The 17,826-nt window shown below is 50.8% G+C and carries 10 protein-coding genes; 1 reads left to right on the top strand and 9 read right to left on the bottom strand.

Annotated features, from left to right (window positions below; translation table 11 throughout):
* Positions 1–169: 169 nt before the first annotated feature.
* The 6 genes from HFP08_RS27560 to HFP08_RS27535 all read right to left on the bottom strand — a co-directional run bounded on the left by HFP08_RS27560 (position 170) and on the right by HFP08_RS27535 (position 6,910).
* Positions 170–1,009, bottom strand: a complete 840-nt coding sequence (locus tag HFP08_RS27560; protein WP_168123849.1) for a carbohydrate ABC transporter permease — start codon at positions 1,007–1,009, stop codon at positions 170–172.
* Positions 1,010–1,020: 11 nt separating this feature from the next.
* Positions 1,021–1,890 (bottom strand): carbohydrate ABC transporter permease, encoded by an 870-nt coding sequence (locus HFP08_RS27555; protein WP_168123848.1) that lies wholly within the window; start codon positions 1,888–1,890, stop codon positions 1,021–1,023.
* Between the two features lie 80 nt (positions 1,891–1,970).
* Positions 1,971–3,329, bottom strand: a complete 1,359-nt coding sequence (locus HFP08_RS27550) for an ABC transporter substrate-binding protein (RefSeq protein WP_168123847.1) — start codon at positions 3,327–3,329, stop codon at positions 1,971–1,973.
* Positions 3,330–3,674: 345 nt separating this feature from the next.
* Positions 3,675–4,763 carry a hypothetical protein gene (locus HFP08_RS27545; protein WP_168123846.1) on the bottom strand — a complete coding sequence of 363 codons (1,089 nt, stop codon included), beginning with the start codon at positions 4,761–4,763 and terminating at the stop codon, positions 3,675–3,677.
* 283 nt (positions 4,764–5,046) lie between these two features.
* A complete protein-coding gene (locus HFP08_RS27540; RefSeq protein ID WP_168123845.1) occupies positions 5,047–6,114 on the bottom strand; it encodes a Gfo/Idh/MocA family protein in 1,068 nt (355 codons plus the stop codon).
* Between the two features lie 43 nt (positions 6,115–6,157).
* A complete protein-coding gene (locus HFP08_RS27535; RefSeq protein ID WP_168123844.1) occupies positions 6,158–6,910 on the bottom strand; it encodes a sugar phosphate isomerase/epimerase family protein in 753 nt (250 codons plus the stop codon).
* A 144-nt stretch (positions 6,911–7,054) separates the two neighbouring features.
* Between HFP08_RS27535 and HFP08_RS27530 the strand changes: the two genes are divergently transcribed.
* Positions 7,055–7,828 (top strand): helix-turn-helix domain-containing protein, encoded by a 774-nt coding sequence (locus HFP08_RS27530; RefSeq protein WP_168123843.1) that lies wholly within the window; start codon positions 7,055–7,057, stop codon positions 7,826–7,828.
* Between the two features lie 198 nt (positions 7,829–8,026).
* Here the strand turns inward: HFP08_RS27530 and HFP08_RS27525 are convergent, their stop codons facing one another.
* From HFP08_RS27525 to HFP08_RS27515, 3 genes are all read right to left on the bottom strand, one after another.
* Positions 8,027–9,553 (bottom strand): sulfatase family protein, encoded by a 1,527-nt coding sequence (locus tag HFP08_RS27525; RefSeq protein WP_168123842.1) that lies wholly within the window; start codon positions 9,551–9,553, stop codon positions 8,027–8,029.
* Positions 9,554–10,158: 605 nt separating this feature from the next.
* On the bottom strand, positions 10,159–16,614 hold the full coding sequence (locus HFP08_RS27520) for an S-layer homology domain-containing protein (protein WP_206109332.1): 6,456 nt from the start codon (positions 16,612–16,614) through the stop codon (positions 10,159–10,161).
* Positions 16,615–17,008: 394 nt separating this feature from the next.
* Complete coding sequence (locus HFP08_RS27515; protein ID WP_168123840.1) at positions 17,009–17,824, bottom strand: ABC transporter permease; 816 nt, start codon at positions 17,822–17,824, stop codon at positions 17,009–17,011.
* Between the last annotated feature and the right edge of the window lie 2 nt (positions 17,825–17,826).

Below are 17,826 nucleotides of genomic sequence, written 5' to 3'. Positions count from 1 at the left end.
TGTCACAGGGCTTCAACCTTAGGATCTCTCCACCAGTTGCCTGTCAGCTACGAGGCGACTTGGCTCTTACCTCGACCGGACTTTCACCGGCTAGTTGTGCCTAGCTTGGCTAGGCGCGCAATATAATAAAAAGGCAAGGGGCCGCCATCACCCGCGACTCCCCTTTCTCTCAACCCTTATGCGCGCTGAACGCCACGCCCTCAATAAATCGTTTCTGAAAAATAAAGAACAACACAATCATCGGAATAACCGCCATAAAGGCTCCCGCCATGAGCACCGGATAATTCGTAGCGAACTTTGAGACGAGTGTCGCCAGGCCCGCCGACAAGGTCAGCTTCTCGGGAGAGCTGTTAATAATGAGCGGCCATTGCAGCTCGTTCCACGCCCAAAGCAGTTGAATGATCACAATCGCGACGAGCGCCGATCTGACTAGCGGCAGCATGATGTGCCAGTAAATTTGGAACGGATTGCAGCCGTCGAGAACAGCAGCTTCCTCCAGCTCCTTCGACAAGCCCAGGAAAAATTGCCGCAGCAAGAAGGTCGCGAACGGACTGATCAGAGCTGCGATCCAGAGCGCCGTTACCGTATTGACCAGCCCCAGCTTGCTCATCATCAAATATTGCGGCGTATAGAACACCGGATTGGGCACCATCATGACCGAGATGATGAGGAAGAAGCAAAGCGTTCTTCCCGGGAACTTGATTCTCGCGAAGGCGAAGGCTGCCATGGAGCTGAAGATAACCGGGAATACCGTCTTCATCAGCGCCGATATGGCCGTGTTAAAATAGTAATAGCTGAACGAGGATTGCTCGAACGCTTCCTTGTAGCTTTCCCAGCGGAACGAAGAAGGAAAGACCTTAATCGGAATTTGCGTCGCTTCCGTCGTCGTTTTCAAGGATGTGAGAATCATCCAGAGAAACGGCAGGATCATGACGACGGAGGTCGCAAGAAGAACGATATGAATGGTAATATTAACCTTGCGATTGGACGCGGCTCTGCTGATGTTCATCTTACCCCTCCTCAGTCATATACGACCCATTTTTTCTGAAACAGGAACTGCAGGCCCGTCAGAAGCAAATTCATAACCAGCAGCATGTTGATGATTGCCGCGCCGTAGTTCTGATCATAATAGACGAACGAATTTTGATAATACGCATAGACGAGCGACCGGACCGCGGGCAGCGCCACATTGGTTTTGCCAATTAGCAAGTAGATCGCGTCGAAAATTTGCGAAGCGCCGATCATCAGCACGATTGTGGTGAAGAACAGCGTGGGCGTCAGCAGCGGCAACGTAATGAACCTGAACTTGTTGAACCGAACGGCTCCGTCGATTTCCGCCGCCTCGTAGAGCGATTTCGGAATGCCCTGCAAGCCCGCCAGAATAAGCAGCATGTTGAATCCGATCGCCGCCCATACCCCGACGATAACGAGCGAATACATCGCGAACCTCGGATCCGACAGCCAGGAAACATGCGTACCGAATACATAATTGATCAAGCCGTAATCCTGCGCGAACAAGACAACCCACACCATGGCTGCCGCCGCCGGCATCGTGACCTGCGGCAGGAAGAAGATGACCCGGTAGATCGAGCGTCCTCTTATCTTGGCATTGAGCAGCACGGCGAAGAAGGTGGACAGCACAATCGTAGCCGGCACGAACAGCACCATGTAATAGAGCGTATTGCGCAGATTTTGCCAGAACTCTTCGTCGTGGAACAGCTTGTCGTAATTCCGAAGCCCGACCCAATGATTCACCATTCCGAAATTTTCCGACTTCAGAAATCCAAGGTAAATTGAATAGACGGCCGGCCAGCTCCAGAATACCAATGTGCCGATTAATGTAGGGGCAATCATGATGTACGCCCATAGATATCTGCTTCTCGAATTCATTTTTGCCACCTCGTTCGATTGCCGCAGGCGCTCCGCTCCTCTGGAACGGAAGGCCTGCGACACTCTTCTTGTTTGGAAATCTATTTCGCGTCTTCAATCGCTTGATTCATCATGTCGGCAACCTTCTTGGCGCCGTCTTCAATCGAGATTGCTCCGCCCCATGCCTGCGACATGATCTCAGGCTCTTTGGCGAACCAAACCGGGTAAGCTTTCGAGCCGCTTGGATACGGAACGGCATTCGCCGCTTGATCAATGAAGATTTGCAAATTCAGATCCGGATTCGACGCGACCCATGCGTCCTGCGTGCCCTTGAAGGCCGGAATTGCAGCGCCCATCTCCGCCGTAATTTCCGCTGCGCGCTTGGAGCCCAGGAAGGCCAGGAACAGCTTCGATTCTTCCTTGTGCTTGCCTTGCGCCGACATCACGTTGCCAAGTCCGTTAATGATGTTGCCGCGCGTTACCTTGCCCTTAGGCAATACTGCCCAATCCCATTTGCCGTGGATAATCTCACTGCTGTCGATATCGCTGTTGCGCCATGAGCCTTCGAAGGTCATCGCCAGCTTGCCGGACTTGAACATCTCTGTCGCTTCCGTGTCCGTGAACTGTTGATGCGTCGGGGAAGCGCCGTCCAGAATCATCTGATAGCGGAACTTGAGCGCTTCGATCGAAGCCGGATCATCATAGCCGGATTTGGTCATATCGTCGTTCAGCACATAACCGCCGTTCGCAATCATGTCATTCCAGTAGCCGACCTGCGTATCCATCTTGGCGCCGAAGCCGTAGATGCCCTTGTCAGGCTGGGAGAGCTGCTTCGCCACCTCAGCCAGCTTGTTGTAATCCCATGTATCATCCGGATAAGGGATGCCCGCCGCATCGAATAATTCCTTGTTGTAGGCAAGACCGATCGTGTCAAAATCCTTCGGAACGCCATAGCTCACGCCGTCGAGCGTGTAGATGGAGCCCAGGTTCGAAGCGTAATCGTCCAGGTTGACCGCGCCCGAATCGATCAGATCCGTGATCGGCTCGATGAAATTGCCGCCGGTTGCGTATTTGATGAATTGACCGCCATGCATCCAGAACACGTCAGGCAGGGTTCCGGCAGGAGCCGCTGCGGACATCTTCGTCCAATAATCCGCCCAAGGAATAACCTCTACCTTGACATGAATATTAGGATGCTCCGCCGTGAATTCCTTGGCGATCGCTTCCATGGCAGGCTGTTGAATTTTGTCCCAAATGGTGTAAGAGATCGTTACATCCTTGGCAGACTCGCTGCCGTTTCCGTTGTCTGCTGGCTGATTGGTTTCCTTGTTGTTATTCGAGCCGTTACCCGAGCCATTATTCGAACCGTTGTTGTTCGAGCAAGCCGTCATCATCATCGTGAATACGAGAATCGCCCCTAGCAAGTAGATGGCCGCTCTGCCTCTATACCGCATCTTCATGTTTCATATCCCCCTCAAGGTTTTCTGCGAATTAGATTAAATGTGGCGGAAGAATCTGCGCAAATCCTCCCGCTTCTAGCATCAGGTGCGCCTTTGATAGCTTAATCATAAGACTCTGTGCCCCGCGGCGAAATGCCGAGGATTAAAGAATGGCTGCCCCATATTTAAGGTGGAGGAATCTTATTAACCCGCTAAGTGGACAAAATGTTCGGTAAAATCTGAGCCAGCGAAAATGCTATCACGCACGCAAAAAAACGGAATCGAGCCTGTTAAGGCGACTCCGCTTCTTTATCAATAGCATTCCAAACTCGAAATCTTCCGTTTTCAATGCTCAGATCTCAAAAATCACTCAATCAAGATGATTTGGTTTGCTCCCATAGAATCTTCCAACTCGAAAGTCACTGTTTTTTCAGGATCGCTTGAAAGCGTACCTGTGGCTTGGCTGGGAAGCCGCGGCTTAAACCAGTATTCGCCCTTGGCTAACGAATTGCCATTCTCATCCTTTTGATCCCAGGAAACCGATGTGTAATAGCTGCCCTTCCTATAGGGGATATTTCCGGTAAAAGGTTCGGTTTTTAATGTACGCACCAATACTCGGCTGTTATTTTCCATTTTATAAATATCAAGATAAAAAAACAAATCTTCCTGAATCGTAATATCATCATCGTCGCTTATATTAATCAATCGAGCGCCAATTTCTACAGATTGGTTTAACTTGACTGTATCCGCGTCTATATATGTCCCTACGATTAATGGATAACCATCGAGACCCCCAGCTCCGGTAAGAACGGATTCCGAATAGATTTGATTAAAATTCCATGTGGTTTGGGGCACGATTTGAAGCTGCAAGCTATACTGATCGGGCTCATCTATATAAGGAAATTCTGTAGAGAATTTAGTAATCTCACCTGCAACCATTTCATCAGCTTGTCTATATGCCAGCTTAAGTTGCTCAGATACAGCAATAACATCTCCATCCTGATTCAGCAAAGAAACGACCAGTTGTTTGTCAGTTGGGAGTGATTGATTAAATTTTAACGTTCCGGTTAACAATGGAGCACTATAATTCAAGTCATCAAACGATAAAGTGAATTTGCCCATTCCGACGGTGTTGCTTTCATCGAAGATTGTGAAATCCTTGTCATCAAGCTTATAAACAGATACGGTAGCTTTAGAATGTCCATAACTTCCCGGCGGTGCGTATTCAACAGTGCTTCCCATATGCTCGGCGAAAGAGCGAAGAGGCACATAAAGATGCTGGTTGTAATTGAGAATAATGTCTTCGCCGTCAGATCGTGTGACCTCATCATTTATTTGATAGGTTATAACAGTTGGGAACAGGATAGCTCTAACCTCAGAACTGGAAGCGGCAGTAGCAAGACATATTGCCATTCCGCATAGGAGACCAAGAATAAACTTTTTCAGAATGCCCACCCTCTCACAAATGTAATGGATATAACACTAGACGTGGATTTAGTGGAAAAAGTTTCTTGGGACGATCAATACTTGCATTCATTTCTCATCCATTTCGTTCATAAACCATGCAACCTATAAAATAAAGACGCAATACCTCCCAATCAGGAAGGCTGCGTCTTACAGAACCTATCACTCTTATTCAACTCGGTGAAGAAAGCCCGTTTCTTTTCTTGCAATAACCGCTATGGATTCCGACTCGACTCGATCCAATCCGCTCTGCTCGACAGCCGTTCTCTACAACCTACAGTCGCACTTCACGACCGGTTTCAGCAGATTCGTAAATCGCCGTCAGAATCTTAACCATATTCACGCCTTGCTCCGGCTCGAATATAGGACTCTCGCCTCTTAGCACGCAGTCTGCAAAGTGCAGAATATTACGACCATGTCCACCGACCGAATCCTTACGCAGCACCGGCTTAATATCAACGAGCTGTCCCGCTGTCTCCGAATAGATCTCAAGCTCGCTATTACGTATGCTTGAGCCTGCCTTCGTGCCTCTAAGCTCTACGAAATTCATCCCCGTTTCAACATTCGAAGCCCAGCTAAATTCGATTTGCAGCGTTGCTCCGTTATCGAAACGAATAAAGCCCGTTGCCAGATCCTCTACATCATAGACGCCATCAGCTTGCTTCTCGCCGAATTTGCTGTGAATCGAGTCGGACAGTTCATTGTCCGCGAACTTGGAGTAGGTTGCCCCGGATACCGCAATCGGCTTCGGATTCCCCATTAACCATATCGCAAGATCGATGAAGTGGACGCCAAGGTCGATAAGCGGACCTCCTCCAGAAAGCTCCTTGTTAGTAAACCACCCGCCCTTGCCCGGGATGCCCCGGCGGCGAACCCACCCGCAGCGACCCGTATAGATATCACCCATATGGCCTTCCTCGATATAACGCTTCAAATATTGCGAAGCTGGCGTGAAGCGATTGTTGCGCATAACCATAAGCATCTTGCCTGACTCGATTGCAGCATCAGCCATCTTCTGCGCTTCCTCCGGATTTACAGCATCAGGCTTCTCACAGAATACATGCTTACCTGCCTTCAACCCCGCTACCGCCACCTTGGAATGATACAGATTTGGCGTACAGATATCCAGCGCGTTAATCTCAGGGCACTTCTCCAGCATTTCATTATAATCTGTAAATACATGGGGGATACCATGTTCCTCTGCAAGCGTCTTGGCTCTCTCTTCATTAATATCACAAATAGCAACGATGGACATATCCTCAGCCGCCATAATATGTGGCAGATGTGCTGATTTAAAAATATTTCCAGCCCCAACAATTCCAAACTTCAACGATTCGGTCATGTCATTCACACCCCTATATTCAAATGTAGTTCGTTTGATATTTTCAACCTAACAGTTGCTTCAGGTTCTTCAAGCTAATCTCGACAGACTCCAACGGAGAACGGCGACAACGATCTTGCTCCACCACATACCATTCTACTCCGCTTTGCTCGCACCACTGCAGGATCGGTTTAAAATCAATACTGCCGGTTCCGATCTCGGCAAAGGTTTCTTCTTCGTCGCTCGTCATATCCTTCAAATGAATAATTGGCATTCTGTTTACATATGGGGTTAAGAAGGATGCCGGGTCATAGCCGCCTTTCTTAAGCCAATACACATCAAGCTCAGCCAGAAGCGGATTGTCTTCACTTGGCTCAAGAAGGAACGATAATGCGGTCTGATCGCCAACGGCTTCCTCCAATTCAAAGGCATGGTTATGATAACTGATTCGAATGCCTTCGCTCTCCAGTTTCCGCGCAACGTCCCCGAGCCGTGCCTTCATCTCGCGAAAGCCCGCTTCATTGCGCATATCCTGCGGCGTGTTCGAACAGATCAGATCGCGCGTGCCAAATCGGCGAGCTTCTGCAACAAGCTCATCCGCTTGTTCTGTTAATTGCATCAGATTGACATGAAGCCCTGCCGTTTTCATCCCAGTCTCATCCAGCACCGCTTTAAGCTCGGCCGGATTATAGTCATGAAAGCCTGCAAATTGAACGGCCGGCCATCCCATTTCCCCCAATTTTCTCAATGTGCCCGGAAAATCCGCTTTACACTCCTCTCGCACTGTATGCAATTGAAGCGCTATTCTCTCTACCATATGAACCTCCTGTTTATTCCGATTCAAAAAACAAACTAAGATCAAGTATTCGTTTACATCATAATCATTATGGGATAGGATGAACATATACAATCTGCCAAATATATGATCTATCTTACGATTATTTGATTGGAGCCAACTGCCATGCTTGAGATGAGCACAATTGATGTGTTAACCTGCAACCACGCCGTACATATCAAGCCATTCTCGGGAGAAAGTCATCTCTCCTGCTATCTCATCCGCTATCAAACGGAAGGAAGCAGCCGTATTCGACTCAACCATGTTCTCTATGAACAGCATCAAGGAGATCTTCTGCTATGTCGACCAGGCGATCATTATACGCTCGAGGATGATGCTTCGCCTGATGCAAGATGTGCAGATTATTTCATTCGTTGCAACGGTGAAGCTCTTGATCAATGGTGGGATAAAGAATACTCACGTCTCATCACTGTTGGTATAGACGATCAGCTCATGCACTTGTTTCAGCACATCATCTATGAACAACGCCGACAGCCAAGAGACGAGAGCCTCATTCAGCACTACTATCTTCGCATCCTCCTCTTGACGATCAAGAGATTACGGATGCATCCTTCAACCCATCGCTATGCTCCTTACCATATGAAGGAATACATCGAGAAGCGTGCAACCGAATCGCTTAAGCTTAGTGAGGTCGCTGCTGCAGTTAATTTGGGTGTTTCTCGCGCTTCTGAATTGTTCAAGTCCACCTTTCACTGCTCCATCATTCAGTATGTCATACAAATTCGCCTTACTCTGGCCAAAGAACGGATACTCTATGATGACTTGCCTCTCGAGGATGTTGCCTACTCCTGCGGCTTTCACTCTTATGCTCATTTCAGCCGAATGTTCACCCGGCATGTCGGAGAATCGCCAGGCTCCTATCGACAACGAAATCGCTGATTAGCTATTCATTACCACGCAGACAGCTTTCAATTCTCCTGGTGAATGAACGTTCATTTGCTTGAAATCATTAAAGCTTTGTATAGGCAATCTCATTTCGCCCAATATGCAAAGCGACCATCTCCAAAGCGAAGATGGTCGCTACGAATCATGCAGCTATATAATAGTTCGCTAGCATGGACAGCAACTAACAATTGATTAACGCAATTCCGGCTTGGTCGAGAACCAATAATTGCGAAAATCCCGCTTCAGCGGATATTCCTTGCCCTCCGGCAAGGTCGGCGCTTGCACGCGAATCATCCAGGTGCACAGCTCGGCCAGCATTTCTCTCTCGACATCCCTGCTGGCTTCTTGCCCGAACAAATTGTTCAGTTCGAGCGGATCTCTCGCAATCTGATAGAGCTCTCCCCTGCCATGCATATCGAGGTTGAGCTTCCAATCGCCTTTGCGGACGGTGCGCAGCCAGCCGGATTGCGTGTATCTGTTCAATTCGTTAAATAGGGCGACGCCGTTCGTCACTTTGCCTACCAGATCGAATTGCGGTTCATCTCCATTGACATGATACAGCCCGCCGTAGCCGTGTTCGGCGAATACGCTTTGAAACTCCCGTTCGGGATAGTCTCCGCCAGCCAGAATTGGCCAGAGGCTGCGTCCTTGCACACTGGCGGGAATCGGACTGCCCATCGCCTCGCACACCGTCGGCATGATATCCGCGAGCGACACATGGGCCGGATGCGGACTTGCGCTCGCCGCGACGCCCGGTCCGTAGAACTGGAGCGGAATGCGCGTCAGAATATCCGGCGCCTCGGGCCCTTTCTTGATCAGCTCATATTCGCCGACAAAATCTCCGTGGTCGGAGACAAAGACGATCAGCGTGTTCTCCAGCAGCGCCTCGTCCTCGAGGAATTGCACGAATCGCCGAATCTGGTCGTCGATCAGGCGAAGCATTCCCAGATAATTGGAACGGGCTCTCGGAATGCGTTCCTTGTAGTCCGGGAGAAAGTGTTCGATTTGATCGCCGTAAAACTTCCACTTCTCTCCTTTGCGATCCCGCTCGTCTTCCTTGGCCCGAAGCGGCGGCAGCTCCTCCGGATCGAACATGGAATAATACGGCTCGGGCGCTTGATACGGATTATGCGGCTCCGGGAAGCTGAGCCACATCATGAAGGGCTGCTCTCGTTGTTGCTCTTGTTGCTCTCGTTGCTCCCGAATCCAGCTTTGCGCAGCCGATACCGCACGATAGGGAAGCTGGCAATGCAGCGGGAACGGCGTTGCTTCCATGCTGACTTGAGATAGCGTCTTCAGCCACCCATCGTAAGCCTTCTCTTCGTCCGTCCGCTGAGGTCCGAAGCCGCCCCAATGACCTTGTTCCAGGCAAAAGTCAGTTTTTTGCTCGGGTCGAAGATAACTGTGATTTTTGCCTATGAGCGCCGTGGCATAGCCCTGTTCTTTGGCTACATCGAATAAGTCCTTCTCGTAGACAGCCTGGTCCAAACAGAAATTCCCGCTCACGCGATGCGCGCTGGGCCAGCAGCCGGTCAACAGACTGGTTCTCGCGGGCCCGCAGATCGGCATCGTCGTATACGCCTTGTCGAACCATGTTCCGTTTTGCGCCAGGCTGTCCAGGAACGGCGTCGTATCCAAGGGATAACCTTCCAGTGCCCGGACGTCGCTTCTTTGCTGGTCGGTCATGATGACGACAACATTCTTTTTTCCGTTTTTCATCACAACATCTCCTCATCGCTTAGCATTCGAATGAACAACCACCGTCATCGTCACATGACCTGCTCCTGACAATGAAGCCCTTTCGCTTCAATGGCGGTTTACAAACATGAAAACGCTTTTAACACTAAGTATACCGACATAAATTCGAGTTCCATTATAAATTCCTGCTATTTTACTGCAATAATCCGTACTGTCCGCTTGCCGTCGCGATGCGATTTGCTCTAAAATTCTGAATTGGCAAAAACAAGCTTCTAAAGGTCGCAAATGTCCGTCAGCTGCAAATCCATCCTGAACCTTATCGCAGAGGGCGAATCCGCATTCCTCCAATCCATCACAATCCGGGAAACGACCCCGCCTCGAAATTTTGAAAAGAATACGAGAAATCCTCTACCCTCGGCCTTTCGAAGATGAGCGACCTAAAGCTTTGCGGAGCAAAGCAGCTTCGTAAGCATGAGGAAAGTTTTATCGCCAAATGAATTTACAGTTTAAATGTCCAGGAAACTTATACGCTATTGTGGTGAAAAGGACACTTCCGGCGATGCTGCTGCAAGAGCAACGGCGCTGAAAGTGTCCCTGATGGAGAATAACGATTACGTTCGTTTCAACTATTCGTTCATAAATTCCATAAATTTCAACAATCGTTTCATCATGACAGTGGCTTCCGCTCTCGTTGCGAGCTCGGCTGGCGCGATTATGGTCTGTGTTCTGCCCTTGATGATTCCGGCCAAGATTAACTCCGACATGGAATCCCTCGCCCACGAGTTGACAGAGCCGTTGTCCGCGTAGCCGGCAAGAGCAGTCGTTTGTTGAGCCTCATCGCTGACAGACTGACCCGCAAAGCTTAGCGCTCTCGACAGCATAACGGCCATTTGCTCGCGCGTAATGGCGTCGTTCGGTCTGAACGAATCGTCCGCGAAGCCATGAACGAGACCGGCTCTCGCAGCAATGGCAATGGCATCCGCATACCAATCCCCTTCGCTTATGTCGACGAAGGACAGGCTCTCGTCGTCCGCTGCTGTCAGTCCTAATGAGCGCACGAGCACAGCTGCAAATTCCGCGCGTGTAGTGGAGCGATCCGGGGCAAAGCTGTCATCCGCAACACCGTTCATTATCCGCTTCGAGGCGAGCAACTCAATATCCGTTTTCGCCCAATGCCCGTTCAGATCGGAAAATGTCTTATCGCTTGAGACGACTGTATACATGCTGTTTCCATTGCGCTTGATGATGACCTCTGTGCTTCCGTCCTTGGCGTTAAATACGGCAGGCACGAAAGTGAATGACTTCGTTGCCGGATCATAAAGAACAGCAGTCGCATGAGCTGAATCTATGGACTCCGGAAGGATGATTGTGCGCTCCACATAAACGCTGCCGAACCGGTTCACATCTATCGTCTTCCCGTTGCTTTCTATTGTAATGCTGTACTCATACAGAGGAGCAAGCAGCCTCATTCCCTCTTCTTCCGCTTGCACAGCGATGGAATCGGCTTCGCTTCCTGCGAGCTTCGAAATAGAGATGCTTACTGTCATTTCACCGAGTCTTGCGCCAAGCGACTCGGCTATTGCTGATAGATCGAGCGCCTCCAGCGGCAATTTGTAGCTGCCATCGTCGGTTTGCACTTGGAGTACCGCATTCGGCATATCATTCATGACATCTGCGAAGGCCGCAGAGGACAGCTTCACTTTCGCGTTTCCTCCTGCATTGTCCACCTTGACCAGAACCGATCTCTTCTCGTTCGAGCTTCCTTGAAGAGCCTTAAAGGCGGCCTTTAGCTTATCCGTATCAAGGGTAGCGACCGTCTCGGTCAAGCCGTTCCCGTTTGTCAGTTGCTCTATTATCATGGCTTCCGCGCCGAGCGCGACTTCGCCGTTCACAGGCTCATTCGGCGTCGTTGTCGGCGTTGACGGCGAACCAGAACCTGAGCCCGTTCCAGAACCTGTGCCGGATCCCGTTCCTGAATCGGAAGCAACCGTTACCTGGAACGTTTTCTCCCAATTCCCGTCCAATGTTCTCGCCGTAATAACGGTCTGGCCCGCGCCGACTGCCGTCACCAAGCCATTCCCGGACACATAGGCTGCTTTCGCGTTCGATGAAGACCATACAACGCCTTTGTTGCCGGCGTTCTGCGGCACCACGGTAACAGCAAGCTGCGAGGTCGATCCAGGCTTCAGCTTGATTTCACCTGCTGTGGTCGCCTGCAGACCTGTTACCCTGATCGGGACCTCTGCCAAACTGTTCGCAACTTCGACGCTGCCGAGCTTCAGCCATCCATCTCCGGCTTGCTCCGCATTTGAGAAGCGGAAGCTCTTCGCATCCGAATTCAACGCTTCGAGCGGATTGACATAACGAACCAGGATATCATACATGCCGTTGCTGAGTGCAGGATTGTCCGCGGCTTCGAATAGCATATTATTTTCATACCCGTTCTCGTTCGGAAGTAGATCTTGCAAATGCCAACCCGGCTGCCACACGCTGACAATGCCGTCTTCGTCTCGCGCGGCCAGCTCCACATTCCAGTCATAATAGAACGGCGCCACTCCCCGGTTCTCAAGTTCCATGCCGACCTTCAGCTGTCCGTCCGCTGCGTCCAGATAGGCTGCAGGCAAAACATAATCGTATCCCATGCTGCGAGAGCCTTCCGTTGCTCTTGCGAGCGGCTCCGCATCCAGCGGAGTCTGAAAAATTCCTTGCGCAATGAGCCAGGAGGCATGCGTCAGATTCAAGCTGGTGTAATAATCCTCGCCTTGACTGCCGCCAATCGGCGTGGAAGGCTCATTGTAGATCGGCGGATTGTTGTTCCACATCTTGACCTGAATTTCCGGTCTCATCTCGCCGCCCATGCTCTTCGTCTTCCAGAAGGAGGTATCTCCGGCGTCGATGACTCTGCCCCAGAACTTCCAGCTCTGTCCGCCCATGCTCGCGGGTAAGGTCTCGAAGGCGAAGGAATCGTCATGATAGCCGATATCAAAATCCTTCGTTTCGAAGGTGCTGTTCGAAACCGGATAACGGACAACGAGCTGCGTGTCATCGAACGAGTTGTCGAACGCTTCAAGCACGCGCTTCATGTTGGCAGGCGATGCCATATAGTTCGGATTTGGCTCGCTGGCGCCCGGCGAGATCACCTGACCGTCATACGGATACGTATGCCATTCTCCCCAGAATCCGATGAGCCCCGCCGTAATGAAGCCGATTCGCGGATCGCCGTCATAGCGCGCTCCCAGCGCTCCGATGAAATTCTCCAACGCCGCCATCAAGCTCGGATCATTATAATTCGGCGCTACGCTCGTGGCGTCTTTTCCGTTGTCATAGGCGGTGTAATCGTAGGTTTGCAGCCCTTCATCCAGCAGGAATTGCGGAATGCCCGACGGCTTGTTGGGATAGTCCAGGTAGATGCGGAAGACCGCCTGATTGCCTCTTGCGGCAATGTCCGATATCCGCCGATCCAGCTCATCCCAATTAAAATCATCGATATTGTTCATCAGCTTGCTCAGCGGCAAATAGAAAAACTCCATGCTATACGGCAATTGCGCCGGCCGGTCTCTCCAATCGTCGCCATCCGTGAAATAAGCCTCTTCCGACGCGTCGTAGAACGGAAGGAAGCCCTTGAGCGGATTCCCCGCGGGAGCCGCTTCGTACTGCAGGTCGAACGTTCCGCCCTCTGTCGCCCAAGTCGGCGGCTCAGGTCTCGCGACTGGCTCCTCCGTCGGCGTCTCTTCGCCTGCACCCGACGTTCTGCCCGTCAGCGCGTATAATCCGAGGGCGTCAATGCTCAGCACATTGTCCGACTGAGCCGAAGGATTAAAGCCGAATTGAACGCCGATTACACTGCTCGGATCGAAAGAAGCGCTGCATGCTCCCTGATCATTGTCGCATTGCCATGCGGCTTGAATGAGTTGATCCCAAGGCATTCTTATCATTCCTCGGTAATCCGAAGCAACACTTAGCGAGGCTCCGTTAAAGCCGACCTCTTCCCATTCGCCGCTAGACGAATTATAGTATTGCGCGGAACCTCCTTCTTTTAGCGAAAATTCGCCTCTCTGCACCGGAGTGATAACCGTTAGGCTTAAATCCATGTTCTTGCTGCTTGGCGATGTGTTGTTCACCCAGAAGGTCAGCCCGCTATAGTCGGACCAATCTCGATCTGGCTCAGCAATGGGATGCTGGATATTGGCCCATGTCGCTTCGGGATTGGTGACGGTGAACTGCAACGCTTGATCGCCATTCGACACATTCGCTTGATCGATGGACCTTAGAACGGAATGCTCCGCCGTTTCCCATGAGATCGGCCAAGCTGCCTGCAAAGCCGCATCATCCGCATAGGCCTCGAAATCATCTAAGGCTTTGTCTGCCCGAAATAAGGCAATGTCATCGATCGTAATCTCCGTGCCTGCGAAGGCTGAAGGCGCGTATCCGAACTGCAGCTCGTCCACTTCGGCAGGATCAAATGAGGCGCTGCATTGCTCTTGATCATTGTCGCATTGCCATGCCGATTGCACGAACTGATCCCAGGGAATCCGCACAAGACCTTGATAACCCGCCGCTACATGAAGCGAGCCTCCATCGAAGGCCGCCTCTTTCCAGCCTCCGTCAGCAGTCGGAATTAGAGCTGATCCGCCTGTTTTCAAAGCAAATTCTCCGTTCGCAACTGGCGTAATAAGCGCAATATTCAAGCTGAGGTCCTTATTGTCGCTTGCCGCGTTGTTCACCCAGAAGCTGATGCCGTCATAAGGAGACCAGTCTCTGTTCGCCTCGGGAATTTGGCGCTTAATATTGGACCATGTCGCCTGCGAATCCGCGACCGACAGCTTCATCGCCTGACTCCCGCTTGAATAGGTCGATTCATCCAGGGTGCGAGACACCGACCCGGGAATGTCCGACCAAGCCTCCACCCAGACGTCCTGAAGCGCCGCGTCATCCGCGTAAGATTCGAAATCGTCGACGAGGCTTGGCATTGCCTGTTCCGGAGTCTCTGGATCCGGGTTCGGGCTGTCCGGATCACTCGTCGGAGACCCCGATTCTCCATCCCCATCCGTAAGATAGATTTCATCAATATATACTGTTCCCTCGCTGCCCCAAGCAGGCGATATGGACAAGCTCAATGTGGAATTGGATACGTCAATGCCATTTTCCGCAAAGTCGATTACGATATCCTTGTATTCCGTCGTTATCCCATCTCCGCTTAGCTCGCCTATCGTCTTCATGACGCCGCCAAGTCCGATATTGATCTCATTCTCTTCTCCGCCCGCGGCTCCCTTTATCCGCAAGATCAACCGCTTCATGGACGAAATATCTTGATTAATATCGCTGTTCAACCAGCCTCCGCCCGCATACTGCAGGACCAAGGCGCCGTCCTGAACGACTCCGGCTCCTCCCGTTCCATTGGCGTAACCGCTGGCGCCGCTATATTTGCCGAGATCATTCGTTCCCGGCCATGAGGGTACGCCGTCATAATTGTCAATAACGAGACGATTAGCTGGCTGCTCCGGCGCAGGCGGCGTTGTCGGAGGAGCCTCGCAAGGGGATTCGCATTCTCCCACAAGCACGCTGCCCAAGCTCAACCAGCCATCCTGCGCCTGATCCGCATTGGCGAATCTTAGCTGCTTAGCCGCACTGCTTATTTCCTCAAGAGGATTCACGACCTTCATCACCAAATAATAATAGCCATCCTCAAGCTCCGGCGATGCTATCGTCGTATCGAAGTAATAAGGCTCGCCAAAATCCATATACTTCGGATCCCCGGGGATATTCCACTCCGGATATGTGCGTATTTGCGAAGGCATCACCCTGGTAATATCCCACGGAGTGTCCCATGTTTTCACGATATTTCCCGATACATCCTTCACGCCAACCTCAACCTTCCAAGGATACGAGAAGGGAGCAACGCCATTATTCTCAATGCTCACTCCGACCTTCAGCGGCGATCCCTCAGGCACATTATTATAATGAGAGCTCACGACATTCAGATCATAGCCCATCTTCCTGACGCCCTCGGCAACAGCTGCATCATTAGCGCTGTAATTGCTAATGCCGTACTGATTGATCATCCATGTCGCGTGGGTCAATTCGATATCATCGATAGCGCTGTCAACGTTATCTCCTCCGTTGAAGAACGCGCTCTGGATTTCCGGACGAACCTCCCCGCCGATCGATTCCGTCATCCACTTGTTCTCGGAGCCGGCCGCCAGCATCTGGGTCATGAAGGAATAATAAGCGCCGCCCATACTTTCAGGCTGCGTTACGCTTTGAAGCGGATCGCCTTCCTTGTACCCGAACGAATCGTCATGATAACCAATATGATAATCGGCGGCATTCGGCAGCTTGGCGTATCGAACCTCAAGCTTTGTATATTTGAAAGCGTTATCATATGCAGCGAAAATAGTATGGATCGTTTCGTCATTCGGCATATAATTCGGCAAACTATCCGCTGTATCCTCATCATAAGGATACGTATGCCACTCCCCCCACAAGCCGACAAGACCCATATGGATAAAGCCGATTCGCGGATCGCCATCGTAGCGCTCGCCGAATGCAGCGATAAAGCTCTCCAAATAGGAGACCATCTTCGGGTCGTCATAATCCGGCTCTATTTGGTTAAAGGTGTCATTGTGACGCATGGCAACGCCGCTGTCATGAATAAACTGCGGAATGGCGTCTTCCTTGCCCGGGTATTCCAGATAAACTCTCATCGCAGCCTGATTGCCTCTTGCGGCGATTTCATCCAAAATCGGCTCCAGGCCTGTGTCGAAGGTGAAGGAATCGGGCCCATCCATGACCGCCTTCAGCGGAACATATACCCACTCCATACTATGCGGAAACGAGTCCTGCGTCGGCCATGGATAGAACGGCGCAAAGCCTTTCAGCGGATTGTCGAGCGGTGACGGCGCGGCTGCGAGATTATGCACAGTCAACGCATCATCCGCCTCCGGACTCTGTACAACGGCTGCAGGTACTCCCGCCGGATCGGCTGAAGCAGCCGGTGCTAGATTCGCGAAGTACGCTATTATGAAACAAAAAACCAGAAACCATTTCACAGCTGTGCTTCTTGTCTGTCTCCAAGAGAACATCTTCAAAGTAATCCCCCTCTTATCAATCGAATTGGCAAGGCTTTTCCGTGCTCCTCCCTCTGCTATTCTCCTTAACATCATTAGTATAAATCGACGTTATATGGGGTGATACGCCCCATATTTAAGATCGAAACCCAACATTTAAGATCGCTTAACACGGTCAGCCGCTAGAGTTGCAGTCCCCGTCCACTCCTCATCGTTTTTGACGGCAGTGCCCTTTCCATGCGAGAAAACAAAAAAAGAGCCCGAAGGCTCTCATTCCTATTCACTTCATAGATTTCTTCAATTGGTTGTAAAAGTTTTCTCTTGTACCTGCGAGAATAATGACAATAAGTCTGTTCTCCAATACAATTTCCATAAGTTATGCCCCCTAATCTATTATGCTCAGCTTCGATTAATGCCCCGTGCTCTTGTACTTCGTTACGCCGATTCTCCACAGAAGCAGGGACAGGGAGAATAGAATAAGCCCCACTGCCGGCGTTAAATAAAGGAGCGGACTCTTTGAATCTTCGAACAAATAAGTAGCCGGATAATAATTGACGAAAGCCAGCGGAATGACAAAGGTCAGAAGCAACTGAATGACTTTCGGATAGATCGTGATGGGGTAGGCGATGAAGCCGCGCATTTGATAGAAAATCAAGCTCTGCATTTCCCGCGATTTCGTAATCCAGAACGTCATGGCCGCCGGAATGAGCAGAAGCGCGCCTTGAATCAGAATGCCCCCGGCAATAACAGCTATAATGGCAAAGGTGCTGGATAACGTAACCGGGATATGCGCATTACTGTAAGCATAGATGAACATCGCCAGTCCCAGCCCGCCATGCGCCATCGCCGCCATAATATCGGACTTGCGCGAGATGACTTGAAAGAACGCATTCATCGGCTTGGTCAAATAGGTATCGAACTCGCCCTGCTGAACTGTCGTTTCGAACTCTCTCACGCCAGTGAACATCACAATGCACAGACTATAGGAAAGGAATACAAAGCTGTACATGAACAGCAATTGACTAATATCCCAGCCGTTAATCGTCGAGAACTTCTGCAGCATCAGATATAGCGTAATAACGGTCACGCATTCCCGACATAAGACGGCAGCCGACAGGAGAAAGGTGTTCAGCTTATACGACATTCGCGCCTTCATCGTCATGGCGATGAATCGAAGGTACAGAACCAGGTACTCGGAAAACGTATGCTTGCTAAATGTTCTCATCG

The organism is Paenibacillus sp. HB172176 (assembly GCF_011947265.1).
Classification (GTDB): domain Bacteria; phylum Bacillota; class Bacilli; order Paenibacillales; family Paenibacillaceae; genus Pristimantibacillus.
Note: the sequence above shows the minus strand (reverse complement) of the source record. Positions and strands in the feature narration are given on the sequence as shown.

Coding starts and splice junctions, on each gene's coding strand:
- HFP08_RS27560 (WP_168123849.1), bottom strand. CDS start 1,009: ATGAACATCAGCAGAGCCGCGTCCAATCGCAAGGTTAATATTACCATT.
- HFP08_RS27555 (WP_168123848.1), bottom strand. CDS start 1,890: ATGAATTCGAGAAGCAGATATCTATGGGCGTACATCATGATTGCCCCT.
- HFP08_RS27550 (WP_168123847.1), bottom strand. CDS start 3,329: ATGAAGATGCGGTATAGAGGCAGAGCGGCCATCTACTTGCTAGGGGCG.
- HFP08_RS27540 (WP_168123845.1), bottom strand. CDS start 6,114: ATGACCGAATCGTTGAAGTTTGGAATTGTTGGGGCTGGAAATATTTTT.
- HFP08_RS27535 (WP_168123844.1), bottom strand. CDS start 6,910: ATGGTAGAGAGAATAGCGCTTCAATTGCATACAGTGCGAGAGGAGTGT.
- HFP08_RS27530 (WP_168123843.1), top strand. CDS start 7,055: ATGCTTGAGATGAGCACAATTGATGTGTTAACCTGCAACCACGCCGTA.
- HFP08_RS27525 (WP_168123842.1), bottom strand. CDS start 9,553: ATGAAAAACGGAAAAAAGAATGTTGTCGTCATCATGACCGACCAGCAA.
- HFP08_RS27520 (WP_206109332.1), bottom strand. CDS start 16,614: ATGTTCTCTTGGAGACAGACAAGAAGCACAGCTGTGAAATGGTTTCTG.
- HFP08_RS27515 (WP_168123840.1), bottom strand. CDS start 17,824: ATGAGAACATTTAGCAAGCATACGTTTTCCGAGTACCTGGTTCTGTAC.